At 73.6% G+C, this 24,326-nt stretch carries 25 protein-coding genes; 12 read left to right on the forward strand and 13 right to left on the reverse strand.

The window, feature by feature from the left end; genetic code table 11:
* The first annotated feature begins 97 nt into the window (after positions 1-97).
* Complete coding sequence (locus ACF1BN_RS13505; RefSeq protein WP_392331747.1) at positions 98-1,666, forward strand: alpha/beta hydrolase; 1,569 nt, start codon at positions 98-100, stop codon at positions 1,664-1,666.
* 40 nt (positions 1,667-1,706) lie between these two features.
* Here the strand turns inward: ACF1BN_RS13505 and ACF1BN_RS13510 are convergent, their stop codons facing one another.
* The 4 genes from ACF1BN_RS13510 to ACF1BN_RS13525 form a co-directional block, all read right to left on the reverse strand.
* Positions 1,707-2,354, reverse strand: coding sequence for an NUDIX domain-containing protein (locus ACF1BN_RS13510; protein WP_392331748.1), 648 nt, complete (start codon positions 2,352-2,354; stop codon positions 1,707-1,709).
* A 105-nt stretch (positions 2,355-2,459) separates the two neighbouring features.
* Positions 2,460-3,752 (reverse strand): RNA polymerase sigma factor, encoded by a 1,293-nt coding sequence (locus ACF1BN_RS13515; RefSeq protein WP_392331915.1) that lies wholly within the window; start codon positions 3,750-3,752, stop codon positions 2,460-2,462.
* 8 nt (positions 3,753-3,760) lie between these two features.
* Positions 3,761-4,168: a YciI family protein gene (locus ACF1BN_RS13520; RefSeq protein WP_376597275.1), complete on the reverse strand. Its 408-nt coding sequence runs from the start codon at positions 4,166-4,168 to the stop codon at positions 3,761-3,763.
* A gap of 252 nt (positions 4,169-4,420) precedes the next feature.
* A complete protein-coding gene (locus tag ACF1BN_RS13525) occupies positions 4,421-4,876 on the reverse strand; it encodes an Lrp/AsnC family transcriptional regulator (protein WP_392331749.1) in 456 nt (151 codons plus the stop codon).
* 117 nt (positions 4,877-4,993) lie between these two features.
* Between ACF1BN_RS13525 and ACF1BN_RS13530 the strand changes: the two genes are divergently transcribed.
* The 3 genes from ACF1BN_RS13530 to ACF1BN_RS13540 are packed head-to-tail and all read left to right on the forward strand — an operon-like array spanning position 4,994 to position 6,916.
* The gene (locus tag ACF1BN_RS13530) at positions 4,994-5,611 is read left to right on the forward strand and encodes a LysE family translocator (protein ID WP_392331750.1); all 618 of its coding nucleotides are present in this window, start codon (positions 4,994-4,996) and stop codon (positions 5,609-5,611) included.
* A gap of 58 nt (positions 5,612-5,669) precedes the next feature.
* Entirely contained in the window at positions 5,670-5,873 is a 204-nt protein-coding gene (locus ACF1BN_RS13535) for a hypothetical protein (RefSeq protein WP_392331751.1), read from the forward strand.
* The gene (locus ACF1BN_RS13540) at positions 5,870-6,916 is read left to right on the forward strand and encodes an MBL fold metallo-hydrolase (RefSeq protein ID WP_392331752.1); all 1,047 of its coding nucleotides are present in this window, start codon (positions 5,870-5,872) and stop codon (positions 6,914-6,916) included. Before ACF1BN_RS13535 ends, ACF1BN_RS13540 begins: the two co-directional genes overlap by 4 nt.
* A gap of 78 nt (positions 6,917-6,994) precedes the next feature.
* Here the strand turns inward: ACF1BN_RS13540 and ACF1BN_RS13545 are convergent, their stop codons facing one another.
* Positions 6,995-7,471 (reverse strand): GNAT family N-acetyltransferase, encoded by a 477-nt coding sequence (locus ACF1BN_RS13545; RefSeq protein ID WP_392331916.1) that lies wholly within the window; start codon positions 7,469-7,471, stop codon positions 6,995-6,997.
* Between the two features lie 482 nt (positions 7,472-7,953).
* Between ACF1BN_RS13545 and ACF1BN_RS13550 the strand changes: the two genes are divergently transcribed.
* Entirely contained in the window at positions 7,954-8,883 is a 930-nt protein-coding gene (locus ACF1BN_RS13550; RefSeq protein ID WP_392331753.1) for a hypothetical protein, read from the forward strand.
* Between the two features lie 129 nt (positions 8,884-9,012).
* On the opposite strand, the gene ACF1BN_RS13555 is transcribed toward ACF1BN_RS13550, so the two are convergent.
* The 5 genes from ACF1BN_RS13555 to ACF1BN_RS13575 form a co-directional block, all read right to left on the reverse strand.
* Complete coding sequence (locus tag ACF1BN_RS13555; protein WP_392331754.1) at positions 9,013-9,378, reverse strand: hypothetical protein; 366 nt, start codon at positions 9,376-9,378, stop codon at positions 9,013-9,015.
* A 145-nt stretch (positions 9,379-9,523) separates the two neighbouring features.
* Entirely contained in the window at positions 9,524-9,721 is a 198-nt protein-coding gene (locus tag ACF1BN_RS13560) for a hypothetical protein (protein WP_392331755.1), read from the reverse strand.
* 246 nt (positions 9,722-9,967) lie between these two features.
* Positions 9,968-10,543, reverse strand: coding sequence for a hypothetical protein (locus ACF1BN_RS13565; RefSeq protein ID WP_392331756.1), 576 nt, complete (start codon positions 10,541-10,543; stop codon positions 9,968-9,970).
* Between the two features lie 294 nt (positions 10,544-10,837).
* Positions 10,838-11,998, reverse strand: coding sequence for a S8 family peptidase (locus tag ACF1BN_RS13570; protein ID WP_392331917.1), 1,161 nt, complete (start codon positions 11,996-11,998; stop codon positions 10,838-10,840).
* 250 nt (positions 11,999-12,248) lie between these two features.
* Positions 12,249-12,920, reverse strand: coding sequence for a DUF4097 family beta strand repeat-containing protein (locus tag ACF1BN_RS13575; RefSeq protein ID WP_392331757.1), 672 nt, complete (start codon positions 12,918-12,920; stop codon positions 12,249-12,251).
* A gap of 269 nt (positions 12,921-13,189) precedes the next feature.
* On the opposite strand from ACF1BN_RS13575, the gene ACF1BN_RS13580 reads away from it, so the two are divergent.
* From ACF1BN_RS13580 to ACF1BN_RS13590, 3 genes are all read left to right on the forward strand, one after another.
* Positions 13,190-13,603: a nuclear transport factor 2 family protein gene (locus tag ACF1BN_RS13580; protein WP_392331758.1), complete on the forward strand. Its 414-nt coding sequence runs from the start codon at positions 13,190-13,192 to the stop codon at positions 13,601-13,603.
* A 361-nt stretch (positions 13,604-13,964) separates the two neighbouring features.
* Positions 13,965-14,453, forward strand: a complete 489-nt coding sequence (locus ACF1BN_RS13585) for a hypothetical protein (protein ID WP_392331759.1) — start codon at positions 13,965-13,967, stop codon at positions 14,451-14,453.
* A gap of 298 nt (positions 14,454-14,751) precedes the next feature.
* Positions 14,752-15,222, forward strand: coding sequence for an NUDIX domain-containing protein (locus ACF1BN_RS13590; protein ID WP_392331760.1), 471 nt, complete (start codon positions 14,752-14,754; stop codon positions 15,220-15,222).
* A 44-nt stretch (positions 15,223-15,266) separates the two neighbouring features.
* Here the strand turns inward: ACF1BN_RS13590 and ACF1BN_RS13595 are convergent, their stop codons facing one another.
* Complete coding sequence (locus tag ACF1BN_RS13595) at positions 15,267-16,157, reverse strand: squalene/phytoene synthase family protein (protein WP_392331761.1); 891 nt, start codon at positions 16,155-16,157, stop codon at positions 15,267-15,269.
* A gap of 199 nt (positions 16,158-16,356) precedes the next feature.
* Between ACF1BN_RS13595 and ACF1BN_RS13600 the strand changes: the two genes are divergently transcribed.
* Positions 16,357-16,650: a DUF6225 family protein gene (locus ACF1BN_RS13600; protein ID WP_392331762.1), complete on the forward strand. Its 294-nt coding sequence runs from the start codon at positions 16,357-16,359 to the stop codon at positions 16,648-16,650.
* 118 nt (positions 16,651-16,768) lie between these two features.
* Here ACF1BN_RS13600 and ACF1BN_RS13605 read toward each other — a convergent pair whose 3' ends face one another.
* On the reverse strand, positions 16,769-18,685 hold the full coding sequence (locus ACF1BN_RS13605) for an MFS transporter (protein WP_392331763.1): 1,917 nt from the start codon (positions 18,683-18,685) through the stop codon (positions 16,769-16,771).
* A gap of 329 nt (positions 18,686-19,014) precedes the next feature.
* Here ACF1BN_RS13605 and ACF1BN_RS13610 point away from each other — a divergent pair, with 329 nt between their 5' ends.
* The 3 genes from ACF1BN_RS13610 (at position 19,015) to ACF1BN_RS13620 (ending at position 22,904) form a co-directional block, all read left to right on the forward strand.
* Positions 19,015-20,535 carry a prolyl oligopeptidase family serine peptidase gene (locus tag ACF1BN_RS13610; protein WP_392331764.1) on the forward strand — a complete coding sequence of 507 codons (1,521 nt, stop codon included), beginning with the start codon at positions 19,015-19,017 and terminating at the stop codon, positions 20,533-20,535.
* Positions 20,536-20,877: 342 nt separating this feature from the next.
* Positions 20,878-22,086 carry a serine hydrolase domain-containing protein gene (locus tag ACF1BN_RS13615; RefSeq protein WP_392331765.1) on the forward strand — a complete coding sequence of 403 codons (1,209 nt, stop codon included), beginning with the start codon at positions 20,878-20,880 and terminating at the stop codon, positions 22,084-22,086.
* Positions 22,087-22,187: 101 nt separating this feature from the next.
* The gene (locus ACF1BN_RS13620) at positions 22,188-22,904 is read left to right on the forward strand and encodes a phosphatase PAP2 family protein (RefSeq protein WP_392331766.1); all 717 of its coding nucleotides are present in this window, start codon (positions 22,188-22,190) and stop codon (positions 22,902-22,904) included.
* 89 nt (positions 22,905-22,993) lie between these two features.
* On the opposite strand, the gene ACF1BN_RS13625 is transcribed toward ACF1BN_RS13620, so the two are convergent.
* Positions 22,994-24,325 carry a glutamate-1-semialdehyde 2,1-aminomutase gene (locus ACF1BN_RS13625; protein ID WP_392331767.1) on the reverse strand — a complete coding sequence of 444 codons (1,332 nt, stop codon included), beginning with the start codon at positions 24,323-24,325 and terminating at the stop codon, positions 22,994-22,996.
* Between the last annotated feature and the right edge of the window lies 1 nt (position 24,326).

Genomic DNA, 24,326 nt, shown 5'->3' on the forward strand with positions numbered 1-24,326 from the left:
GGCGGCGTGCCGGAGGGGGACGGTCGGGCTGGCCTCACCCTCGATCGGCCCGGTGGCCGGATGGGGGCGGTACGGTGCCGGACGGCAGGCTGAACACATGACAACACACCGTGCGCGTACGTCACTTGCCGCCTCCTTCCTCTCCGTCGCCGCCCTCGCCGCCTCCGGCCTCGTGGCCGGCGGAGGTCCCGCGAACGCCACCGGGAGCACCCCCGGAACCCGGGCGGGAAGTGCGATCGTCCCCGCCCCCGCTCCCGTCGGCGACGGGTTGCGATGGGGCGACTGCGCCGCCTCCGTCAAGGCGGCCGACGGGCAGCGGTGCGCGACGCTCTCCGTACCGCTCGATCACGCGGACCCCGCCGGCCCCCGCATCGACCTCGCCGTCTCGCGGCTGCCCAGCACGCGGCCGGAGGCCCGGCGCGGGACCCTCTTCGTGATCCCCGGCGGTCCCGGAGGCTCCGGGGTGCAGCGGCTCGCGCAGAAGGGACCGGCGCTCGCGCGGGAGACCGGCGGAGCGTACGACCTGGTGGCCCTCGATCCGCGCGGGGTCGGCGGCTCGGCCAAGGCCCGGTGCGGGCTCGCCGAGGAGGACCGGTGGATGGTGACCCTGCGGTCCTGGCCCGCCGCCGACGGCTCGATCGGCTCCAACGTCGAGCGGGCACGCCGGATCGCCGACGCGTGCGCCCGCAACGGCGGCGCCATGCTGCGGACCCTCACCACCGCCAACCAGGTGCGGGACATGGAACTGCTGCGCCAGGCGCTCGGCGAGCGGAAGGTGTCGGCGTGGGCGACCTCGTACGGAACGTACGTCGCCGCCCGCTACGCACAGGAGTACCCGCGACGGACCGACCGCTGGGTCCTGGACAGCAGCGCGGACCCGGACCCCCGCCGGGTCGCCAACGGATGGCTCGCCGACATGGCGAAGGGCGCGGACGACCGCTTCCCGGACTTCGCGGCCTGGGCCTCCCACCCCGACCGGCAGGCGGAAGGGCTGCGGCTCGCCGACTCCCCGGAGGACGTACGCCCGCTCGTGCTCGGCCTCGCCGCCCGGCTCGACCGGGCGCCCCGCCCCACCGCCGTACCCGGCGCCCGGCTCACCGGCGCCTCCTTCCGGCAGGCGCTCCAGCTCGCCCTCTACTCCGACGCGGCCTTCCCCGGCTTCGCGCGCCTCGTGGGCCAGGCCCTCGACCCGACGGCCGTGCCCGTGCTGCCGCCCGAGCTGTCCGGGGCGATGCCCGACGAGGCCGCGGCGGTCACGGTGGGCGTCATCTGCAACGACGTCGACTGGCCCCGTTCCGTGCCGGCGTACGCCCGGGCGGTCGCCGCGGACCGAGTCCGCCATCCGCTCACCGGCGGCATGCCCGTCAACATCACGCCCTGCGCCTTCTGGAAGGGCGGGGCGGTGGAGAAGCCGGTCCGCCTCACCGGCGACGGCCCCTCGAACATCCTCATGATCCAGAACCTGCGGGACCCCGCCAACCCGCACTCCTCCGGCCTGAAGATGCGCGAGGCGCTCGGCGACCGCGCCCGTCTGGTCTCCGTCGACCGGGGCGGCCACGGCGTCTACCTGCTCGCGGCGGGCGGCACCGGGAACGCCTGCGGCGACAGCACCGTCACCCGCTTCCTGACGACAGGTGAGCGCCCGGCCTCCGACGTCAGGTGCTGAGCAGGTCTGAGACCTGAGGCCTGAGATCTGCGAGCTGTGCTCAGGCTCGTGCTCCGGTCTGTTCTCCCGTTCCCGCTCCCGCTCCTGCTCGGGCGTGCCGGAGCTTGCGGGTGAAGCGGTGCATGTGGGGGTCGAGGAGTTCGCCCGGCTCCGCGAGGACCTGCTCCTCGGTCAGCCAGCGGATCGCCGTGAACTCGCCCTCGTCGTACGTGGTGACGGCGTCGGCGGTGGCGTCGAGGACGTACCAGAGGGAGACGTCCGTGTGCGCGCCCTCCTCGCCGCGAGTCCTCGTGACGGTGAGGAAGAGGGGCCGGCGACCCGTGATCGGCGAAGCCGAGGCCTGGATGTCCAGCTCCTCCCGGCACTCACGGACCACGGTGTCCCACGGGTCCTCGTCCGGCTCGACGTGTCCGCCGGCGGGCAGCCACAGCCCCGCCTTGCGATGGGCGACCAGGAGCAACCGGCCGCACTCCTCGTCCCGGACCACGAAGTAGCAGACCAGGTGCATCGGCGGGACGTCCGGCTTGCGCACCCGGTAGAGCGGGGCGCCACCGGCGATCCACTCCTCGGTGGTCCTCAGATGGGCGCGTTCCAGGTCGTCCCAGGGATCGATGGCGGCGATCAGGTCCGACAGGCGGGCGCGCGACGGGTCGTCGTGGCGGGTGGGTGCGGGGTGGATGGCTGTCACCCGGCCATCGTGTCAGGGGGCACCGACAGTCGGGGCGGTGGCGGTGGCGGTGGCGGTGGCGGACGTGGGGGTGGATGTGGATGCGGGGTCCGGGGTCGAGAGGTGTCAGGGCTGCTGCCGGTGAGTATGGAGACGGGCCGCCTGCCGGGTGAGGTGGTCGCGTTCCGGGAGGTTGGGGGCCTTGCGGGCGGCCTCGACGTACAGGCGCGCCGCCTCCGCCGGGTCGCCGGCGCGCTCGTGGAGGTACGCGGCCACCGCGGTGTGGCGGGGGAGCGAGGCGTCCAGGGCGGCGAGGGCCGCCAGACCGGCGCGGGGGCCGTCGGCCTCTCCGACGGCGACGGCGCGGTTGAGGCGGACGACGGGGTTGTCGGTCAGGCGGACCAACTCGTCGTACCACTCGACGATCTGCACCCAGTCGGTCTCCCCCGCGGTGGGCGCGTCGGCGTGGAGGGCGGCGATCGCGGCCTGGGCCTGGAACTCGCCCAGCCGGTCGCGTGCGAGGGCCGCCTGGAGGATCCCGACGCCCTCGGCGATCAGGGCGGTGTCCCAGCGGCTCCGGTCCTGCTCGGCGAGCGGCACCAGGCTGCCGCCGTCCGTGGTCCTGGCGGCCCGGCGCGCGTGATGGAGGAGCATCAGGGCGAGAAGTCCCGCCACCTCGGGGTGGTCGATGCGCGCCGCGAGCTGCCGGGTGAGCCGTATCGCCTCCGCCGAGAGGTCGATGTCACCGGAGTAGCCCTCGTTGAAGACGAGATAGAGGACGCGCAGCACGGTGGCGACGTCGCCCGGCCGGTCGAACCGCACCCCGGAGACGGTGCGCTTGGCCCGGCTGATGCGCTGCGCCATCGTCGCCTCGGGGACCAGGTACGCGCGGGCGATCTGGCGCGTGGTCAGGCCGCCGACGGCGCGCAGGGTGAGCGCGACCGCCGACGCCGGTGTCAGGGACGGGTGGGCGCAGAGGAAGTACAGCTGAAGCGTGTCGTCCACCTCCGGGACCGGCCCCGGTACCGGCTCCTCCTCGACCCGGTCCTCCCGGCGGCGGCGGGCCGCGTCGGCGCGCGTCGCGTCGAGGAACTTGTGCCAGGCGACGGTGATCAGCCAGCCCTTGGGATCGCGGAGCGCATCGCTCCCGCTCGTACGAGCCGCGCTGCCCGGGGCCGAGCCGGGCGGGGGCGAGCCGCTCGGGGTCACGCCTTCCGGGGGCGAGTCGGCCGGGGCCGACCCGGCGGGTGCCGGCTCGGGCCGGTCACCGCCTGCCGGGGAGGGCCCCGCCGCACCGACCCGGAGCGCTTCCACCAGGGCGTCCTGCACGGCGTCCTCGGCCGCCGCGAAGTCGGCTCCGCGGCGGACGAGGACGGTGAGGACGCTCGGTGTGAGGCTTCTGAGCAGGGCCTCGTCCATCGGAGGTGTCACTCCGTGATCGTGGGCGGCGCGGTGTAGAAGGGGCGGAGCTCAAGCCACTCGTGGATCGGCCTGCCGCCCGCCCCGGGGGCGGCCGACAGCTCCCCGGCGAGCTCGACGGCGCGCTCGTAGCTGTCGACGTCGATGATCATCCAGCCGGCGATGAGGTCCTTCGTCTCCGCGAACGGTCCGTCGGTGACCGGCGGGCGTCCCTCGCCGTCGTAGCGGACCCACGCGCCCTCCGGGGCGAGCGCCTGACCGTCGACGAACTCCCCGGTCTTCTCCAGCCGGGACGCGAAGTCGCTCATGTACTGCATGTGAGCGGTGATCTCGTCCGGGCTCCACTGGTCCATCGGCACGTCGTTCACCGCGGCCGGGGCGCCTCGGTAGTGCTTCAGCAGCAGGTACTTGGCCATCGTGATCTCCTCGGTGCTGTCGCGACCCATTCTGGTCGCGTTCACCCCGGGGACGAAGCAGGACGCGGATTCTCGACATCATCGCCCGAAGTTTTTCCGGCGACGTCGACCGGTCGAGCGAGGTGCCCGGGACGCACCCCTCTGACCTGGTGGTTTCACGATGCGAGGGGCACGCCCCGGAGAGCGGCGGTCCGGTGTCCGCCGAGACGCGACCCCGGCACCGCCGGCTCTCGCCCGCCGGGCTCTCGCCCGCTAGCTCTCGGGCAGCGGGCGGTCGTCGATCACGTTCTTCATGACCAGGGTGGAGGTCAGGCGCTGAACGCCGGGCAGGCGGGCCAGACGCTCGTCGTAGAGCCGCTGGAAGGCGGTCAGGTCGGCGGTGGCGACCCGCAGGAGGTAGTCGGGTTCGCCGAAGAGGCGCTGGGCCTGGAGGACGTGCGGGACGGCGGCCACGGCCTCCTCGAAGGCCGTCACGGTGTCGGGGGTCTCCCAGCGCAGGGTGGCGAAGACGAGTGCCTCGAAGTCCAGGCCGAGCGCGGAGGGGTCGACGACGGCGCGGTAGCCGCGGATCGCGCCCTCGCGTTCGAGGTCGCGCAGCCTGCGGTGGCAGGGCGAGACGCTGAGCCGCACCCGGGCCGCCAGTTCGGTGATGGTCAGCCGGCCGTCCTGCTGCAGCTCGGTAAGAATCTTCCGGTCAAGTGCGTCCATGGAGAAGATTCTCCCTCTGACCAGGCGATCCCGGGGTAAAGACGGGAACACCTTCGGGCCTGTTCCGCCTAGCGTTCCCTCCCGGAGCAAGAGAAGTGCGAGAGGGAACGAACCACGATGGACACGACGACTCTGGCGGCCTTCCTGGCGGTGGACCTGCTGCTGGTCTTCACCCCGGGCGCGGACTGGGCGTACGCGATCTCCGCCGGGCTGCGCGACCGCTCCGTCGTCCCGGCGGTCGTGGGTCTGCTCACCGGGCACGCGGCGTACGCGCTCGTGGCCGTCGCGGGCGTCGCCGTGATCGTCGCCGGCTCCCCGGGCACGCTCACGGCCCTCACCGTCGCCGGCGCCGGCTACCTCCTGTGGCTCGGCTGGGGCGTCCTGCGGCAGCCGGTCACGCCCACGGCGGCGGGGCGAGGCGCGGAGGCGTCCGCCTGGCGCGTCCTCCTCAAGGGGGCTGGGACCAGCGGACTCAACCCCAAGGCGCTGCTGCTGTACTTCTCGCTCTTCCCGCAGTTCATCGACCCGGTGACGGGCTGGCCGGTCGCCGCCCAGACCGGGCTGCTCAGCACCGTGCACCTGACCGTCTGCGCCGTCGTCTACCTCGCGGTCGGCGTCCTGGCCCGTACGGTCCTCACCACTCGGCCCTCGGCCGCCCGGGTCGTCATCCGGGCCAGCGGTGCCATGATGATCGTCATCGGTGCCCTCCTGCTGGTGGAACGCCTGACCGGCTGAGTGAGGACCCCGCGCCGCTCCACGCTCCACCCGACACCGACCTGAGGAGAGCACGCACGTGGCACAGCAGCCGGAGACACGGTCGGAGCCGCACACGGGCGAGCGGTACGACGAACAGGCCGCGGCCAGCGCCGTCGTCGAGCCCGGACGCAGCCTGACCGGCTGCCGGCCGGAGGCGTACGGGGTCCGGGCCGACGGTTCCCGGAAGCTCGTCGCGTCCGGCCGGCGGACCCCCGGCCGCCTGGACAGGAGCGCCGCGTGAGCAGCCGTCCGACCCCCGCGTCCCCTTCTCCCGCGTCTGCTTCCTCCACGTCCCCTTCCTCCTCCCAGGCCCCTCCGGCCCTGCCGTCGTGGCTGACCTGGTGGCAGCGGCCGTTCCCCGACGCGAACACCCTGCTCCTGCCCGGGCGGCAGACCGCCCTCGTCGACACCGGCTTCGTCGGCCACGCCGAGGAGACCGCCGCCTGGGTGCGGTCGCGGACCGGGCACGTCGACCTGGTCGTGAACACCCACTGGCACTCCGACCACGTCGGCGGCAACGCCCTCCTCCAGGCGCGGGGCGCCGGCATAGCCGCCGGCGCCCCCGAGGCGGACGCGATCTCCCGCCGCGACCCCGGCTGCTGCTCGGCCGAGTGGCTCGACCAGCCCGTCGCCCCGTACACGGTGGACCTCGCGCTCGACGACGGTCAGGTCCTCCGCCTCGGCGACGCCGACTGGGAGGTCGTCCGCACTCCCGGTCACACCCCGGGCCACCTGGCCCTGTGGGAGCCGGAGGAGCGCCTGCTCGTCGTCGGGGACGCGCTGTCGGACTACGACGTCGGCTGGGTGAACCTCGCCCTCGACGGTCCCGACGCGGCCGCCACCGCGCTCGCCTCCCTCAAGCGGCTGGTCGACCTCGCCCCGCGCGTGATCCTCCCCTCCCACGGCCCCGTCCCCGTCGACCCGGGCGCGACCCTCGGCGCCGCCCTGCGCCGTGCCCAGCGGCTCGTCGACGACCCGGAGGGCGCGGTCTGGTACGGCGCCCGAAGGATCTTCGCCTTCGCGCTGATGATCCGCGGGGGAGTCCCGGCCGACGAGGTCGAGGCGTACCTCCACGCGCGCGCCTGGCTGACCGACGCCGCCAGGCTCCTCGCGCGTACGCCGGAGGACCTCGCTGAGGAACTGGTCGCCACCATGCTCCGCAGCGGCGCCGTCGTGCGACGTGACGACCGCCTCCACGCCGCCGCGGACCACACTCCCGTACGGCCCGAAGCACTGCGGGTTCCGTACCCCCGGGCCTGGCCCGCCTCGGCGCGGGGCGCGTAGCGCTCGCGGAGGCGGACGAGGTGGGGCGAGGCGCGGAGGGGCTTTCGCGTGGGGCTCGGAGAGGCCTTCGCCTGCGGCTCAGAGGGGCTTGCGCATGAGGACGCACACCGTCTCGTGGCGTCGGATCGAGCCGTCCGGCCCCTCCTCGTCCCAGGCGTCCGGGGCGCGGCCGTACGGGATGTAGCCCAAGCGCTCGTACAGGGCACGGGCCCGGGGGTTGTCCTCCTCCACCGCGAGTTCGGCCCGGCGCAGGCCACGGTCTCGGATGCGCCGCTCGGCGGTCCGGACGAGCAGCGTGCCCAGGCCGCTGGACTGGAGGGCCGGCAGCACGGAGAGCTGCCAGAGGGTTCCGGCGCCCTCGGAGACCTGATAGTCGATGCCGCCGATCGCCACCGGCAGATCCGCGGCGGTGCAGACGGCCAGGTAGTCCACCTCGCCTCGCGCGGCGCGGACCAGTTCCCGCTCCACGTGGCGCAGGTGGACGGCCGAGCCCGACCAGGCGCAGGCCGGCAGGTCGCCGGGGCGGAGATCGCGCACGCGGACGGCCAGGGTGATGCTTCGGCAGGTGGATCCGGTGGATCCTGCGTCCCCCGGGGCGTCGGTCGCGTCGGTGCGGACGATGCCGTCGGTACGGTCGTGGTGAGCGGTCACGCTCGGAAGCATGCGAGGTCGACGTCCGCCCGGCAAGCAGATATCGACAGGCGAACTTCCCCGCCCTGTAGCCCAGTTGTCGTCGTGCCGCTCGACCTGCCGACGAGGGTGTCGCAGCCGGTGGCTGCCGGACCCCACCCTCGCCTGCTGACGGGGCGACGGCAGGTCCTACGATCGGTCCGTGACGGATACCCCGACGCACTGGACTCTGCGCCACTTCGCGCAGGCCAACCCGGTCTGCCCCGGCTGCGACAGCGGGTGAGGGCCGCGACGGTCGCGGTGTCGAGGGAGACGCAGCCGCGCCTGTCGCGGCGAGTCGCAGCGGCTCCGGCGTACCTGCCGGAGGGCGGGGGGTGTGGAGGGGGCGGGGCGTGGAGGGGGCGGGCATGGTGGGGTTGGAGAAGGCGTCGGCGCGGGTGAGCCCCGTGTACCGGCGGAGTGCGGGGACCACGCTCACCGGCTGGGGGATGCTGCTCAGCGCCGTGGGGGCGGTCGGCTGCGTGCTGTGGGGCGTCGGTCCGTACCCCCCGCTGGTCACCGAGACGGGGCTCGCCGTGCTGGCCGTGGTCTTCGCCGCCGCGTGGATCGTCGCCTCGCGCCGGGCCCCGGAGCGCGCCGGTTCTGCTCCGGGCAGGAGCCGTGTGGTGGTGTGGCTGGTCGCCTGGCTGGTGCCGCTTGCCACGATGGCCTGCGTCAACCTCGGGTTCATGGTGTCCCCGGAGTACGGGCGGGAGACCGAGCGCCTGGACGCGGCCCGGTTCGGGTCGTACGAGGTCACCGTCGCCCGGCTCGCGGCGGACCCCGTCCGCGGCGACAACGCTTCCGACGAGCCGGTGTTCTTCGAGACCGATCTCGTCCTGCGCGTCCCGTACGACAGCGGTCCCCGTGAGGTGACCGTGCCCCGGATGTACACGCGCTACGAGCCGCCGAAGGCGGGCATGAGGATCGACGTCCACTACGCGCCGGGCGACCCCCGACCGCACTCGCCGGTCCTTCAGGACGGCCGCCGTCGGGGCGCGGGCGTGCTCGGCTCCGGCATGCTGATCCTCGCCCTCTTCCCGGTCGTCTGCGCGGGGGCCGTCCTGACAGGGGCGCTCGCGCACGGAATGCCGCGCGGGGCACGGCGATACGCGCCGCCCGTACACCTCCCCGCCTTCGGCATCCTCCTCCTCGGACTGCTCCTCCTCCTGCCGGCAGCCATGGGTTGGGAGGCCGGCGGCCAAGCCCGCTCGGCGGCCCTCCTGTCCTGTGTGACGCCAGGAGCCGCACTGGCGTGGATCTGGCGCTGGTCCTTCAAGCTGAAGGCCGCACGGTGATCCGGACCGAGGGGCCCGCACGCGTCGATCCTGCTCGCCGCGGCGAGACCTTCGACGAGGGGGATCCCGAGGCCGGGTGACGCGAAGAGGGGCGCCACTCGGGCGCCCCTCTTCTTGGTCCCACGGCTGCTACCTGCGGGAGAAGAAGGCCACGGCGGCCGCACCGCCCCACGCGGCGGAGGCGAGGGCCAGGAGCGCCTTCGCGGTGGCCTCGTCGCCGTTCAGGAACATGACGCCGGAGGCCACGAAGGCGACCAGTCCGGTCAGAACCAGCCCGGAGGAGACGACGAAGCTGCCGGTCTGGATGACGCGCAGATGCAGGGGCCGCGCCTGCCGGCGGTGTCGGCGGATACGGCGGCGCAGGGCGCGGGCTTCGCGCCGGCGGCACTTCGCCTCGTGCTCGATCTGCGCGAGGAGGTCGTCCGCGGTGCTGTTCAGCAGCGACGGGACGGGAAAGTCCTGGCCCTCGCCGCTCGGGGGAGGCATGGTGGTCATGGGCGTTCCTTGTCGAGTGCCTGCCCGCGGCCTGGGTTGGTCGCCTGGAGGCTGCGGACCCCGGTGCGTCTGCGCCGGTACGTAGTAACAGCCGGGCCGGGCCTCTTCTGTGAGAGGCCCGGCCCGGCTTTCCCCCGGCTACGGTCTACTTGACGAAGCCGACCTCCCCCGACAGCGGACGGATACGGCTGATCCTCTTCCCTCCGCCCGGCCCGTCGGCGGCTCGGCCCGGCAGCAGTACGAGCAGCGTCTCCAGGCGGCAGCGCATCCAGGTGACAAGCGCCAGGACCATCGTGACGAGCACGATCACCACGGTCCGGATGGGCGAGATGACAACTTCCACTATGACTCCCCTCGGGTCGGAACGATCTTGAGGTGGGAGAGCCAGGTGCGAGCCGGCCCTCCGGTGTGTGCGTGGGTGAGTGCGGGAGCGGGTCGGCTCCCCGCGGTCGTTCAGTTCTGCTCCTTCCGTGTCCTGGCTCTACTGCTGGGCGCGGGTGCGTCCGGTGTCGAGTAGCGACCACTCGGGGCCGCAGGCCGGGACGTCCTCGTTGCGCACGGCCTGCGCCTCCTGGAAGCGGCTGCTCGGCTACTCCTCGGCGACGCCCCCGAACAGCTGGTCGCGCTTGCGGCGGGCGTGACGAAGAGCGTCACGGACCGACCCTGCCGTCGCCGTCCCACCGAGCGCCTTGGCGATGTACGGCGCCTTCATGTCGTAGGCCTCGGCCAGCACGAAGGCGCGGAGCTGGAACTCGCTCGTCGAGCCGCGCAGCCGCTTCAGCGCGGGAGCGAGGTCGGCGAGGTTCTGCTCTTCCGGACCCGGGCACGCGATCCGCTCGAGGATCTCCTCACCGCCGTCGACGATCTTCGCCGCCCGCTCGCCCAGCTCGGTCAGACGCTCCCTGATCTTCTGACCCACCACCATGTACAGGTAGCGCTCGACCATGTGGTCGAGCGGGCCGGACAGCAGGAGCCTGCGGTAGATCGACTCCCACACCTCCGACTCGATGTCGTCGATCTCCCACCTCGGCAGGCTGGTGCGGAAGTAGACGAAGCGCCTCACCGAGCCCTCCAGCACCCTCATCCGATCCCACTGCGCCTGCGCTTCCGAGCCCAGGGGCTCGCGCTGGCGCGGGATCATTCCCTTCGCTCCATCGCTGCTCATCTCCGTCGCCTCTCATGTCGAGACCGGTCAGGGGCGGCGGCTCCGGGTTGCCGTGACCACCAAGAGGTAATCAGCCGAGCCGGCGGCGAAGTGTGAGAGAGAAATCCGGAGAATCTCGGAACACCGAGAGGGAAGCGGTGGCGCGACGGCACCGACGCCACGAAGAACGACCCGCTCGGCCCGCACACGGAGTGCGGACCGAGCGGGTCGTTCCGTCGCCTCGGCACCTGCCGCAGACGTACAGCCCTACAGCCCTACAGCCCTATGGGCAGGGAGGCATGGCGGACGGGCGGCTCACAGGCCGCCGGTGTAGAGGAGCTTGTTGGGGGTGCCGGTGCTGACGTTGGTCAGGACGCCCTTCGTGGACTGGCCGTCGATCCACTCGGCGACCTCGGCCGGGGTCGCCGTGGGGTGTTCGGCCTTGTAGAGGGCGGCGACGCCGGCCACGTGCGGCGCGGCCATCGACGTGCCGCTCAGGGTGAGGGAGCCGCCGCCCATCCTGGCCGACACGATGTCCTGGCCGGGGGCGTACAGCTCGACGCACCGGCCGTAGTTGGAGAACGACGCCTCCTCGTCCCACGCGTTGGAGGCGGCGACGGTGAGCGTGCCCTCCGCCGACGCGGGCGAGACGTTGCAGGCGTCCTTCGCGTCGTTGCCGGCCGCGATGACGGGCAGCACGCCGGCGGCACGGAGGGCCGTGGTGGCGTTGTTCAGGGCCGTGGACCTGTCGCCGCCCAGGGAGCCGTTCAGCACCGCGGGCTGCCGGGCGTTGCGGGCGACCCAGTCGAGCCCGGCGATCATCCCGGAGTACGCGCCCCGGCCGTCGCAGCCCAGGACGCGGACGCTCACCAGATTCGCCTTGCGGGCGACCCCGTACGTCTTGCCGGCGACCGTGCCCGCGACGTGCGTACCGTGACCGTTGCAGTCCTGGCCGGCCCGACCGTCACCCATCGCGTCGAAGCCGAACGCGGCGCGTCCCCGGAACTCGTCGTGGTTGTAGTCGATGCCGGTGTCGAGGATGTACGCCGTCACGCCGGCGCCGCTGCCCGTAGTGGTGAAGTCGTTGTCGAGCGGCAGGTTCCACTGGTCGATCCGGTCCAGCCCCCAGGAGGCGGCCGGGCTGCGCGCACCCGCCGGCGTGGTCGGCTGCGGCGGCGCGAGCGTCACCGCGTCCTCCTCGACCGAGGTCACCCCGGGCGTCTTCCGTACGAGGTCCAGCTGGAGGGCGGTCAGCGGCACGGCGAACCCGTTGATCGCCTTCTCGTACACGAACGTCGGTTCGAGGTTCAGCTTCTCCGCGACCTTCGTCGCGTCGGCCGTCCGGTCGAGGGTCACGATGTACTCGCCGGGCACCGCGTTGGCGGCGCTGACGAGGGGCGCCGGGACGGGATCCGGGCCGGCGGCACCGGAGCCGTACGCCGTGGTGGTCGGGGCGGAGAGGGCCAGCGCCGACATGACGGCGGTCGCGAGAGCGAGCTTGGTACGTGTGTTCACGCCGGGAGACCATCATGCAGAAACGATCACGTCCTAGGACATTCGCGGAGGCGTCCGGTGGATCTGCGAAATCACTGCAATGCGCGGGGCGGCGGGCGTGGTGCGGCAGGAGGTGAGGAACCGCTCCCGCCGCATCCGACCTCGTACCCCTGACCCGTCGTCGCCCCCGCCCCCGTCGCCGCGCCGGTCGCGCCGTACGGCGCGGTGGGGCTCAGTTGCTGTGGGCGGTGATGTCGCCCAGCGTGGTGGTGGCGCGGATGGCGACGTCGGCGTTCGAACCCTCCGCGTTCTGGAGGGTGTTCAGGACGCGGCCGAGCGAGGTGCCGGCGTCGAGCGTGGCCGAGACGCCGGGGGCGGTGCCCACCGAGATGGAACCGGCCTGGGTGGTCAGGGTGAGGGTGCCGGTGGTGGCCTCCGCGATCTTCAGGTCGCCCCGGGAGGCGGAGAGTTCGGCGGATCCCGTGAGCCGGCCGACGGTGAGGTCGCCGTCCTGGACCGTGAGGCGGGTGTTGGCCGCCTCGTCGAGGTTCACGGGACCCTGGGCGCTGTCGAAGGTGACGTCGCCGAGGCGTCCGACGGTACGCAGGTCGGCCGCCGCGGCCCTCGCCTCGACGGCGGAACCGGCCGGCAGGTGGACGGTCACCTCGATGAAACCGGTCTGGCCGAAGAGCTGGTTCTTGGCCCGCGGGGCCGAGATCCGCAGCACGCCGTCCGCGAAGGCGACGGTCGTCTCCTCGGCGGCCTTGACGTCGCGGCTCTTGGTGGCGTCGGCGGGGCGGACGTCGACGGTGGCGTCCTCGCGGTCGGCGGCGACGAAGCGGAGGCGGCCGGCCGGGACGTCGACGACGGTGGTGATCGGGGCGGCGGTGGCGAAGGTCTGCATGATGTCTGCTCCTGGGGAGTGGCGTTGCCGTCGGTGTTTCCGACATGAGAAAAGCTACGTTGCCTTCATGGGATCGGCAAGACTGATGCAATGTGAACTAGCTAAATGTGCAGGTAGATGCCGGAAATTCATTGCAATGAAGTCGAGATTGATGCAATGGCATATGCGACACCGTTGCAATGGATGAAAGGTGAAGGCTCCGGCGGGCGCGTGAGCGTCCGGGGTCGCGGCCCGGCTCCCTTGTCAGAGGCGTCTGGGAGGGTGTGCGGATGGAATCTTCGAGAGTGGTCGAGGCGCTGTGGGAGCGGATCCAGGCGCGGGACTGGGGCGGAGTCGCCGGGTTGGTCGCGGACGACGCCGTCGTCGAATGGCCGGTCAGCGGTGAACGCATCGTGGGCAGCGCGAACTTCGTCGCGGTGAACCGTGAGTACCCGGAGGGCTGGACGATCCGCGTGCTGCGGATCGTCGCCGACGGGGACGAGGTCGTCTCCGAGGTCGAGGTCCCGCACGAAGGCCTCGGGGTGTTCCGCGCGGCGTCCTTCTGGACCGTCCGGGACGGACGGATCGTCCGTGGGCGGGAGTACTGGACCGGCCTCGGCGCCGACCCGCGCCCGGCATGGAGAACGCCCTTCGTCGAGCCCATGGCTTCGGACGCGGTGGCCGCCGATCCGGCACGGGGGTGACCGCCCCGCGGTGGATGCGACGTCAGGGCCCGTCGCCACGGGAGGAAATCCGCTGGTCGCGGGCCGGCGTGCCTCGTAGCATCCGCCCGTGCGCGAGAACACCGGAACAGAGGGAGCGCCGACGACCGCGATGACTTCCTCGTCGTCGTCCCCGAGGGCGCCCACGGGGTCTCCCCGTCGGCTACGCGGCGCTGACCGGGCAGAACATCGTCGACGGCGCGGCCCGGATCGAGGTCGTCATCGCGGCCGGGCACCGAGGACGCGGCCACGGTGACGACCTCGCCCTGTTCCTCACTGCCGCGCCCTGAGTGGGAAGCCCTTGGCCGCCCGCGTGCCTGGGAATCCTGACCGAGGAAGGGGAATGGGGAGGATGGACGGCTATCCGTACCGCATCGAGGCACGGGCGGGGGACCTGACACTGCTGTGGCGGCCCGGGGAGGGCGACGGCCTCGACGAGTTCGCCGTGGACGACCGTGGCCGTCTCCTCGTGTTCCCTGACCGCGCGTCCCTGCGTGCCTACGCCGCTCATGCCACCTGGACGGTCCTCTGGGAGGGCGAGGCCGAACTCGATCTGGATGCCGTACGGGCATGGGTCGAGCGCCCCGGGACCGCCTCGGTGCCGCCGGGATCGCTGCTGAACGCGTGGCACTTCGTCGAGGACCTCGCCCGCAGCGTGGGGGACGGAACCCTTCGTTCCTCGCGTGGGACGGTGATCGACAGCGCCTGGGAGAAGATCTACGGCGAGGAGCCCTGGACGGCCGAGGAGGCCGCGGCGGTACGCGAACTCCTCCGCGAAGGGCTGGACCTCTGGGAGGACGCGGTGCGCGGAGCCCCTGGGGTGCGTGCCTGATCGCCCCCCCCGGTGACGAGAGGGCGATACACGACGGCCTGCCCTGGACCGTCGGGCGTCGGCCGGTGACGCCCTCACCGTCCCGTGTCCTCGGGGACGGTCCGCGTACGGACTCGGCCGTATGGCCGGAACAAATCGGGTGCGTCCCGTGCCCCGTACGCGGGATCCTCCGCCGCGTGCCCGCCGCCGAGCGGGTACGCCCGCCGCGTGCCCGCCACCGAAGACGGGCTGCCGTGCACGCGGCACGTGTCCGCCGGAGCCGTGCGCCACCCGCCCGTGGCCATCGAGAGGAACCCCCATGTCCGAGAAGACCCCCGCGTCCGGTCGCGTCGAGGCCACCCACTACGCCGACGTCCACGTCCTGGTGCGTCGCGGCGACGAACTCCTCGTCGGACGAAGGGTGGAGACCGTGGAGGTGTTCCCCGGTCTCCACCAGGTCCCCGCCGGGCTGATGGAGGACCACGAACCCGCGAGCGCCGCCGCGGCCCGCGAACTCCGCGAGGAGACCGGACTCGACATCCCGCCGGGGGAGCTGCGCTTCGTCCACCTCATGCACCACGTCTCCACCCATTCGGGGAGCCGCCGCGTCGCCTTCTTCTTCGAGGCCGACGACCCGGGGACCGCGGTCACGAACACGGAACCCGACAAGTGCCAGGGCTGGTCGTGGCGTACGGATGTCCCCGAGCCGGCCGCCCCGTACCTCCGGGAGGCCCTCCGGCACATCGCCGACGGCACGCCCTACAGCGAATACGCGTGGCCCTCCTTGTGACCGACGACCTCTCCAGGAGGGTCCGTCCGCCTTCCGGCCGCCGCTCAGCCCCGCGTCCGCCTCGTCGCCTCCCGCAACAGGAGCAGGGCGGCCGCCGACGCGGAGGGACCGGAGGAGCGGGTGGCCAGGGAGGCGCCCGCGCGGCGCACGGCGTCGAGGCGGAGGCCCTGGACGCCGGCGAGGGCGCGGACGAAGGGGCGGTACGGCGGGGACACGAGGGTCGGGAGGGGTGCGGCGGCCGAGAGGTCGGCGGCGGCCCGGTCGGCCTGCTCCTCGACGAGCCGGCCGAGTGCGGGGCCGGGCCGGGTGAGGTCGGCGCCGTGCCGGGTCACCGCGTCGGCGGGTACGCCGTGGCGGCCCGCGCGGACGTCCTCGGGCAGATCCTCCAGGAAGTCGATGCGCTGCATGGCGCGGATGAGCCGGTGACACCCTTCGGTGAACGCCGCCCGGGTGGACGCGTCCTCGGGCGCGACGAGGCAGGCCGTGAGCATCAGCGCGGGGAGCGAGTACTCCCGTACGTACTGCTCCAGCTCCCGGTCGTCGGCGAGGGTCCGCCAGGCGACCTCGCGCGCGCAGCCCCGCAGGAACTCGTTCACGTGGGCGCGGACATCGGGACGGCGCTCGGCGGTGTGCGCCAGGCAGCGCAGGACGGGCACGGCGGAATCGCCGTCGGCGAGGGCCTCGCGTACGAGACCGTCCCACTCGGCGAGCGCGGCCACGCGCTCGTCGGGCGTGCCGCGGTCGATCCGGTCGTCGGTGTCGTGCATGAACGCGACGGCGGCCACGACGTGCGGGAGCAGCGCCGCCGGCAACAGGAGCCGCGCCGCCGCGTACTCGGCCGGCGCGAACCTCCGTACCGCCCGCCGCTGTTCGGTGTAGTCCCGCCGTAGCCGCGGTTCCCGCACCCCGGCCCGGTCGAGGGCCCGCTTCCACATGCCGGTCTCCCGTCGTCGTCGCGAGCCTACGGGGGCCGGAGCGCGGACCCGGAGGTGCCCCCGGCCACTCGTCGGTACGAGAGGTACGAGAGGTACGAGGGGTACGAGGGGTACGAGGGGTACGGGAGACAGGAGGGGGACGAGGGGGACGCGCGGAGCGGGCGGAGGATGGGGCGGGCGGGGGAGGTAGCCTCGCGGGATGGGAGAGAGCGGAGCGGAATACGAACACCTGCCTGTCGTCTGGACGGTGGGGCGGTTGCGCGAGGCGCTGAAGGACGCGCCCGACGACGCCCCGGTCCATGTCGCCGTGACGCCGTTCCCCGGCTGCGAGGGCTTCGACGACAGGGTCCTCGTCGCGTACGCGCCGGTGACGATGCACCGACCGGCGACCGAGGAGGCGCCCGCGTGGCGCGAGGTCGAGCACACGCTCTTCGCCGACTGGCCGGCGGGGCGCTACCCGGACCGTGCCGATGAGCACGAGGAGTGCTGCTAGACCTGCCTCCTCCTCACCTTGCGGCGGCGTGACGGTCCCGCCACCCTCCCCGTTCGGCCCGGTCGTCGGTCGTCGGTCGTCGGTCGTCGGTCGTCGGTCGTCGGTCAGCGGCCACCGGTCAGCGGTGCAGGTGTCCCGTGGCGAGGAGGAAGGCGGCGACACCCGCGTTCGCCAGGGCCGTGATCACGAGGACGACGGCCGGGGCCCGGGAGGCGGGACCGGGCAGGGGGGAGGAGAGGGCGGCCGTCCTCGTCTGACGCCAGACGTAGGCGGCCAGGAGGACGCCGGCGAGCGGGAGCAGGACGAAGACGCCCTCGAAATAGGGGACCGCTCCGCTGACAGCCACGACGCCGAGGGCGCCGAGAAGCGCGGCGGGGGCGTCGAGTCGGGCGCCGGAGCGACCGGGCCGGTCGTGGACGGAGACCGCGACGGAGAACAGGGTGATCAGGGCGAGGACGATCATGACGAGCAGGAGAAGACGCCAGGCCACGCCCAGCGTCGCCGGCGCCCAGAAGGCCAGCAGGCCGAGCGCCGGGCCGACCCCGGCGATCGCGACGTAGCGGACGAACGCCTTGCGTCGCTCCCTCGGATCGGGGAAGGCGGCGGACAGCAGGAGCGGAGCGGAGGCCGAGACGAGCGCGGCGAAGGCGCCCTGGAGGACCCGAGACGTGATCAGCAGCCCGCTGGAGGGCGCCAGCATGCCGAGGACGGCGGCCGCCGTGAACCCCGAAAGACCGAGCAGCAGGGCTCTCTTGCGGCCCATCCGGTCCGCGACGGAGACACCACACAGCAGGACCAGCACGAAGGCCAGGACGTAGGAGACGGCCAGGACGTCCAGGTAGACGGTGGACGAGACCTTCACCTGGGTGGACAGGCCCCAGGACCTGACCGCGGAGCCCAGCCCCATCACCGAGGTGGAGAAGGTCGCGTCGAAGAGGACGAGCAGCTGGGCCAGGGCGAGCGCCGACAGCCCCCACCAGCGTCTGGGTCGAGGAACCTCCGGGGGTGCGGCGCCGGCCGGTGACGTGCGCGCGTTCCAGGGGTGAGGCGGTGGCGGCGGAGTGCCGGCGGGGGACGGGGCCGTGGGGGTGTACGCGGCGGGCGGGGGCACCGGACGGGCGGGGGCGGCGGGGGCGTAGTCCAGCAGGTGCGCCGCCCGGCGGCCCAGCTGGGCCAGGACCGCGCCCGGCAGCCACTCGTCCGCCTCGCCGGCCGTGTCCGTCGCCGTGTACGCGGCGACCTCGTGCGGAGTGGGCCGCTTCGTCGGGTCCTTGTACAGACACGCGCGGACGAGGGCGACGAGCGAGTCGGGGACGCCCGTCAGGTCCGGCTCCTCCTCGGCGACACGGAAGAGGTGGGCGTTGAGCCCGGTGTCCGTGGCACCGAAGAGGAGGCGTCCGGTGGACGCGAAGACGAGCAGCGCCCCCAGGCAGAAGACGTCGGAGGCCGGGGTGAGGTCGAGGCCGCGCACCTGCTCGGGGGACATGAAGCCGGGCGAGCCGATCAGCATGCCGGTACGGGTGTGGAGGCTGTCCCCGGCCAGGCCGTCCATCGCCCGTGCGATGCCGAAGTCGATCACGCGGGGGCCGTCCACGGTGATCAGGACGTTGGACGGCTTGAGGTCACGGTGGATCAGGCCGGCCTCGTGCACCGCCCGGAGGGCCAGGGCGAGGCGGTTGGCGAGGGTGCGGACCGAATGCTCGGGGAGCGGGCCGAAGTCCCGGGCGACGACGGTGGTCAGGTCGGGCCCGGGGATGTACTGGGTCGCCACCCACGGCACCGCCGCCTCGGTGTCGGCGTCCAGGACGTCGGCGGTCCACGCCCCGCCCACCCGCCGGGCCGCGGCCACCTCGCGGGCGAACCGCCGCCGGAACTCGGCGTGCTGGGCGTGCTCGGCCTGCACGACCTTGACGGCGACCGTACGCCCCAGGTCGGAGCGGCCCAGGTAGACCAGGCCCATCCCGCCCGCGCCGAGGCGGGCGATCAGACGGTACGGGCCTATGTGCGCGGGGTCCTCCCCGGTCAGCTGTTCCACGATCGAGGTCAGCCCTTCAGGTTCCGGTCGCCGGGGCCGCGCCGCGGGGTGTTCGCGGCGCCGAGCGGAGTCGGTCGTGGCCCATGCGGTGATCTCTCTGGACGGGTGCGGAGGTCACAACCTAGTGGAACGAACGGGGTGTCGAGACGCGTTGCCGGCGGAGTCCGGCCGGGGTCGCGCGCGGGGTGGCCGGAAGTCTTCGTTTCTATGGCAGGACGCGCCACATCGGCGACCGCGGAAGTGGTGGGCCGACATGTGGGCCGGGGGCGCCCGCTGTCCCCAGGATGTCCGCAGTCCCGACACCACCCCGCCCTCTCCTGGAGACGCGCATGATGAAGCCGACGAAACGGCCCGCGAAGACGTCCCTGCCGGTGCCCCTGAGGACGAGGATCGGACGGCTCGTCGTGGCCGCGCTCACGGCCGTCGGCATCGCCGCCGTCCCCGCGACGGCCGCCGTACCCGCGCCGACCGCCGGTTCGCTCCAGCGGTACGACATCAGCGCGACGTACGTCAGCGGGCTCTCGTCCGGCGGGTTCATGGCCAACCAGCTGCACGTCGCCCACTCCGAGGTGTTCCAGGGCGCGGGCATCTTCTCGGCGGGCCCCTACGACTGCGCCCAGAACAACCTCAACACCGCGCTGTACGCCTGCATGGACACCTTCCAGACCCGCAGAACACCCGCCCAGCTGGCGCAGTTGACCCGCGACCGGGCCGCGGCCGGCAAGCTCGACCCGGTGGCCAACCTCACCGGCGACAAGGTCTGGCTGTTCCACGGCACCAACGACGCCACCGTCAAGCAGGCCGTGAACGACGACCTCGCCACCTACTACCGGAACCTCGGGACCGACGTCGTCTACAACAGCACCTCCTCCTCGGGGCACGCCTGGGTCAGCCCGATCGGCCCCAACGCGTGCACCTCGACCACGTCGCCGTACGTCAACAACTGCGGCGGCGATCCGGTCAAGGAGATGCTCACGCACCTGCTCGGCAGCGTGAAGCCCGCCGGTTCGGCCGCCCTGACCGGGAAGCTGATCCGGTTCGACCAGGGCGCGTACACGCCCGGCGGCAGCCCGAGCGCGATCAGCATGGGCCAGGAGGGCTTCGCGTACGTGCCGCGGTCCTGCGAGTCCGGGGCCTCCTGCAAGCTGATGGTGACCCTCCACGGCTGCTACCAGTACTTCGGGCTGGTCGGCAACGCGCTCATGGACAAGGCGTACCTCAACGAGTACGCCGACACGAACGACCTGATCGTCCTCTACCCGCAGGCCACCACCATGACCGGCAACCCCCGCGGCTGCTGGGACTGGTGGGGATACAAGTCGGCCGACTACGCCCAGAAGAGCGGGCCGCAGATGACGGCCGTGAGGAACATGGCCGCGGCGCTCGGCGCCGGTGAGCCCACAGGCACCCCGTCCCTCCCCGCCCCGACCGGCCTGGCCGTCACCGCGACCACCGCCTCCAGCGTCTCGCTGGCCTGGAACGCCGTCCCCGGAGCGGCCTCGTACGACGTCTACCGCAACGGCACGAAGGCCAACGCGTCGCCCATCACCGCCGGCACCGCCTTCACGGACCCGGGACTCGCCGCCGGCACGTCCTACGGGTACACCGTCGCCGCCCTGGACGCCGCCGGCGCGGCCGGCACCAGGAGCGCCACCGTCACCGCCACCACGACCGGCACCACCCCGGTCTGCGTCACGGCCAGCAACTACGCCCACACCCAGGCCGGCCGGGCCCACCAGATCGGCGGCTACACCTACGCCAACGGCTCGGAGCAGAACCTCGGCCTGTGGAACGTCATGGTCACCAGCACCCTCAAGGAGACCTCCCCGGGCCACTGGGTGAAGTGCTGACCACCCCCGAAGCCCCCCGGTGCCCCGCCCGCCCCCGCTCCGGCGCGGGACACCGGGGCTTCCTCCCGTACCGGACCCGCCGCGTCACGGTGAGGTGCCGGATCGGCTCGTGGCGATCGCCGCCGAGGTGCTGGTGCCGGAGGTCGGGCGGCGCGTGATCACCGTTCGCGGAGCCGGGTGGGACGGAAGCCGCCCCGCGCGCCGACCGCGGGGCATCCCGCCGGGGGGTTCCGCACCGCCGGGTGGCTCAGGGCGGGGGGTTCCGGACGGCGGGGGCGGGGACGGGCGCGGAAGCTGGTCGAGCCGGTGCGTCCAGGCCCCGGCCCGTCCAGGAGGTCCCCCATGCTCCGATCCGCCCCGGCTCCACGCCGCCGGGCCACCGTCACCGCCCTGCTCCTCGCCGGCGCGCTGACCGCCCCCGCCCTCGCGAACGCCGCGCCGCCCGCCGGCGGCACCTCGGACCGGGAGCTGCGGCGCGTCCTCGCCGACCTCGTCGCCGCCCCGGGCGGACCGCCCGGCGCGATCGCCGTGCTCACCAGGGACGGTGAGCCGAAGGTCTACCGGGCCGGCACCGCCGAGGTCGGCACCGGCCGACCGCCCCGCACCCGCGACCACATGCGGATCGCCAGTGTCGCCAAGGCGTTCAGCGGCGCCGTCGCCCTGAGCCTGGTGGACCGCGGCGCCCTCCGCCTGAACGACACCCTGGGGCAGCGCCTGCCCCACCTCCCGGAGGCCTGGCACGCGGTGACGCTGCGCCAGCTCCTCCAGCACACCAGCGGCCTGCCCGACTACAGCCGGAGCGAGCGCTTCCAGGCGATCGTCCGCGCCGACCCCCGGCACCGCTTCGACTCCCGCCGCCTGCTGGAGTTCGCCGCCGGCCAGGACCTCGCCTTCCCGCCCGGCAGCCGCTACGCCTACTCGAACTCGGACAACATCGCCGTCGCCCTGATGGCCGAACAGGCCACCGGACAGCGCTACGAGCAGCTTCTCAAGGAGCTCGTGTACCGTCCCCTCGACCTGCGCGACACCAGCCTCCCCTCCGGCTTCCGGCTGCCCCGGCCCTTCCTCCACGGCTACGCCACCGCCCCCGGCGAGGCGCCCGAGGACGTCAGCGAGGCGATCAGCGCGTCCGGCGCGTGGGCCTCGGGCGGCGTCGTCTCCACCCCGGCCGACCTGGGCGCCTTCTTCGGCGGCTACGCCGGGCCCGCCCTCCTCTCCCCGAGGACCCGGCACGCCCGGACCCGGTTCGTCCCCGGCGAGTCCCAGCCCGCGGGCCCCGGGGTCAACGCGGCCGGGCTCGGCATCTTCCGCTACACCACCCGCTGCGGCACCGTCCTCGGCCACACCGGGAACACCCCGGGCTACACGCAGTTCGCCGCCGCCACCCGCGACGGGCGGCGGACCGTGACGGTCTCCGTCACGAGCCAGGTCCCCCTCGACCCCGCGCTCCTCGCCCGACTGCGCGCCGCCGAGGAGCGCTTCGTCTGCGCCCTCCTGGAGGACGCCCCCGGAGGGCAGGAGCCGCACGGATACGGAGACGGGCGGAGCTGACCCCGCGCCCGCCGCCCGGTCGCTAGGGTGGTGGGCGCCGTGTGTCGCCCCGGGCCCGGTCGCGCGGGGCCGCACCCCTCCCGCCGCCCCGAGGAGTCGCGTTGCGGAACACGCCGGCCGCTGCCCTGCTGCCCCCGTCGTCACGCGCGTGGCTCGGGCCGACGGCGGCCCTCGCCGCGGCGGCGGTCCTCCTGATCGGGTTCCGGTACTCCGGCGCCGGCGGGCCCGGCAGAGTGGACACCCGGATCGGGTCGGCCGTGGACGGAACGGTGCCGGAGTGGCGACGGGCCGCCCTCGCCGTGGACTTCCTGGGCGAGCCGGTCGGCGCGGCGGTCCTCGTGCTGCTCGCGGTGGCCGGCTGCCTGCTGCTGCGGCGGCCCCGCGCGGCGGTCCTCCTCGTCACCGGCACCGGTCTGACCGTGGCGGCGACCAAGGTGCTCAAGCCGCTGATCGGGCGCACCATCCACGACGGGTCCCTCGCCTACCCGAGCGGGCACACCGCCTTCCTCACCGCGTTCGCCCTCGTCCTCGCGCTGCTCGCGGCCCGGCGGCTCGGCCGGGTGACCGGCTGTCTCCTGGCGCTCGCCGCCGCCCTCGCCGCCGGCGCCGCCATGGGGTGGGCGCAGGTCGCCCTGAGCGCCCACTACCCGACCGACACCCTCGGCGGCCTGTGCACCGCCCTCGCGGTGGTGCCGTCGACCGCGTGGCTGATCGACCGGACCGCCCACCGAGCCGCCCACCGGACGGCCGACCGAGCTGCCGACCGGACGGCCGACCGAGCTGCCGACCGGACCGCCCACCCGACCGCCGAGGGCTGACCGGCCGGGGCTGAGCCGCCAGGGCTGACCGGCCGGGTCCCGGGCCGTCGCGGGCCGACCGGCCGGGACCCGGGGTCGCCGGCGCCGCGTCAGGCCCTGCGGCGGAAGACGGGCTTCACCGCCCGGCCGCCCATCCACGGGGTCGGATCGCCGACGTCCAGCGCCTTCCGGTACAGCGCGCACGCCTCCGCCACCACCTCCACGGTGTGGTCGATGTCGGCGTCGTCGAGCGCGGCGCTCACCACGAACGAGGGGGCCAGCACCCCGCCCGCCAGGAGCCGGCGCAGGAAGAGGGTGCGGTACTCCTGGGAGGGGCGCCCGTGTTCGTCGAGGGTGGCGAAGACGAGGTTGCTGGCCCGGCCCCGTACCACCACGTGGTCGTCGACGCCCATCGCCGCCGCCGCCTCGCGGACCCCGGCCGCCAGCCGCTCGCCGAGGGCGTGCAGCCGCGCCGTGACGCCCTCCTCGGCGTACGTCGTCTGCACGGCCGTCGCCGCGGCCAGCGCGTGGGTCTCCGCGCCGTGTGTGGTGGACAGCAGGAACACGCGGTCGCCGTCGTGGCGCAGCCCGCCCCGCTCCATCAGCTCGCGGCGGCCGGCGAGGGCGGCGACGGCGAACCCGTTGCCCAACGCCTTGCCGAAGGTGGACAGGTCGGGGACGACCCCGTACAGGCCCTGGGCGCCCGCCTCGGACCAGCGCAGGCCCGTGATCATCTCGTCGAGGACCAGGAGGCAGCCGTGCCGGTCGGCCAGGGCGCGCAGGCCCGCGAGATACCCGGGGGGAGGCTCGGTCTGGGTGGCCGGTTCGAGGATCAGGCAGGCGATCTCCCCCTCGTACCGGGCGAGGAGTTCCTCGGTGGCGGGCAGGTCCCCGTACGGGAACGACACGGTGAGGCCGGCGGCCGACTCCGGGATGCCGGCCGCCATCGGCGTGGTGCCGATGAACCAGTCGTCGGTGGAGAAGAACGGATGGTCGGCGCAGATCGCCACCCGCGCCCGCCCCGTGGCGGCGCGCGCCAGGCGTACCGCCGCCGTCGTCGCGTCGGAGCCGTTCTTCGCGAACTTCACCATCTCGGCCGTCGGCACCGTCGCCAGGAAGCGCTCGGCGGCCTCGACCTCCACCATCGACGGCCGGACGAAGTTGCCGCCCCGGTCGAGCTCCCGCCGCACCGCCTCCGTCACGCGCGGGTGGGCGTGGCCGAGGCTGACCGACCGCAGGCCGGAGCCGTACTCGACGTACCGGTTTCCGTCGACGTCCCAGACGTGGGCGCCGCGGCCGTGGCTGATGACCGGCGCGAGGCCCTCGGGGTACTGGTCGTCGCCCTTGGCGTAGGTGTGCGCGCCGCCGGGGACCATGGCATGCAGGCGCTCGTTCGCCGCGCGCGACAGGGGCAGTGCGAACTCCTCGGACTCACCGGCCATG

This window comes from Streptomyces sp. NPDC014861, assembly GCF_043081625.1.
Classification (GTDB): Bacteria; Actinomycetota; Actinomycetes; order Streptomycetales; family Streptomycetaceae; genus Streptomyces.

What these genes read in the sequence shown, in the direction of transcription:
- ACF1BN_RS13570 (WP_392331917.1), bottom strand. Translation starts at nt 11,998, where the DNA reads ATGTCGGCGCTGGCCCTCTCCGCCCCGACCACCACGGCGTACGGCTCC.
- ACF1BN_RS13505 (WP_392331747.1), top strand. Translation starts at nt 98, where the DNA reads ATGACAACACACCGTGCGCGTACGTCACTTGCCGCCTCCTTCCTCTCC.
- ACF1BN_RS13625 (WP_392331767.1), bottom strand. Translation starts at nt 24,325, where the DNA reads ATGGCCGGTGAGTCCGAGGAGTTCGCACTGCCCCTGTCGCGCGCGGCG.
- ACF1BN_RS13600 (WP_392331762.1), top strand. Translation starts at nt 16,357, where the DNA reads ATGGGAGAGAGCGGAGCGGAATACGAACACCTGCCTGTCGTCTGGACG.
- ACF1BN_RS13595 (WP_392331761.1), bottom strand. Translation starts at nt 16,157, where the DNA reads ATGTGGAAGCGGGCCCTCGACCGGGCCGGGGTGCGGGAACCGCGGCTA.
- ACF1BN_RS13550 (WP_392331753.1), top strand. Translation starts at nt 7,954, where the DNA reads ATGGTGGGGTTGGAGAAGGCGTCGGCGCGGGTGAGCCCCGTGTACCGG.
- ACF1BN_RS13580 (WP_392331758.1), top strand. Translation starts at nt 13,190, where the DNA reads ATGGAATCTTCGAGAGTGGTCGAGGCGCTGTGGGAGCGGATCCAGGCG.
- ACF1BN_RS13525 (WP_392331749.1), bottom strand. Translation starts at nt 4,876, where the DNA reads ATGGACGCACTTGACCGGAAGATTCTTACCGAGCTGCAGCAGGACGGC.
- ACF1BN_RS13565 (WP_392331756.1), bottom strand. Translation starts at nt 10,543, where the DNA reads ATGAGCAGCGATGGAGCGAAGGGAATGATCCCGCGCCAGCGCGAGCCC.
- ACF1BN_RS13585 (WP_392331759.1), top strand. Translation starts at nt 13,965, where the DNA reads ATGGGGAGGATGGACGGCTATCCGTACCGCATCGAGGCACGGGCGGGG.
- ACF1BN_RS13575 (WP_392331757.1), bottom strand. Translation starts at nt 12,920, where the DNA reads ATGCAGACCTTCGCCACCGCCGCCCCGATCACCACCGTCGTCGACGTC.
- ACF1BN_RS13555 (WP_392331754.1), bottom strand. Translation starts at nt 9,378, where the DNA reads ATGACCACCATGCCTCCCCCGAGCGGCGAGGGCCAGGACTTTCCCGTC.
- ACF1BN_RS13610 (WP_392331764.1), top strand. Translation starts at nt 19,015, where the DNA reads ATGATGAAGCCGACGAAACGGCCCGCGAAGACGTCCCTGCCGGTGCCC.
- ACF1BN_RS13590 (WP_392331760.1), top strand. Translation starts at nt 14,752, where the DNA reads ATGTCCGAGAAGACCCCCGCGTCCGGTCGCGTCGAGGCCACCCACTAC.
- ACF1BN_RS13530 (WP_392331750.1), top strand. Translation starts at nt 4,994, where the DNA reads ATGGACACGACGACTCTGGCGGCCTTCCTGGCGGTGGACCTGCTGCTG.
- ACF1BN_RS13520 (WP_376597275.1), bottom strand. Translation starts at nt 4,168, where the DNA reads ATGGCCAAGTACCTGCTGCTGAAGCACTACCGAGGCGCCCCGGCCGCG.
- ACF1BN_RS13515 (WP_392331915.1), bottom strand. Translation starts at nt 3,752, where the DNA reads ATGGACGAGGCCCTGCTCAGAAGCCTCACACCGAGCGTCCTCACCGTC.
- ACF1BN_RS13615 (WP_392331765.1), top strand. Translation starts at nt 20,878, where the DNA reads ATGCTCCGATCCGCCCCGGCTCCACGCCGCCGGGCCACCGTCACCGCC.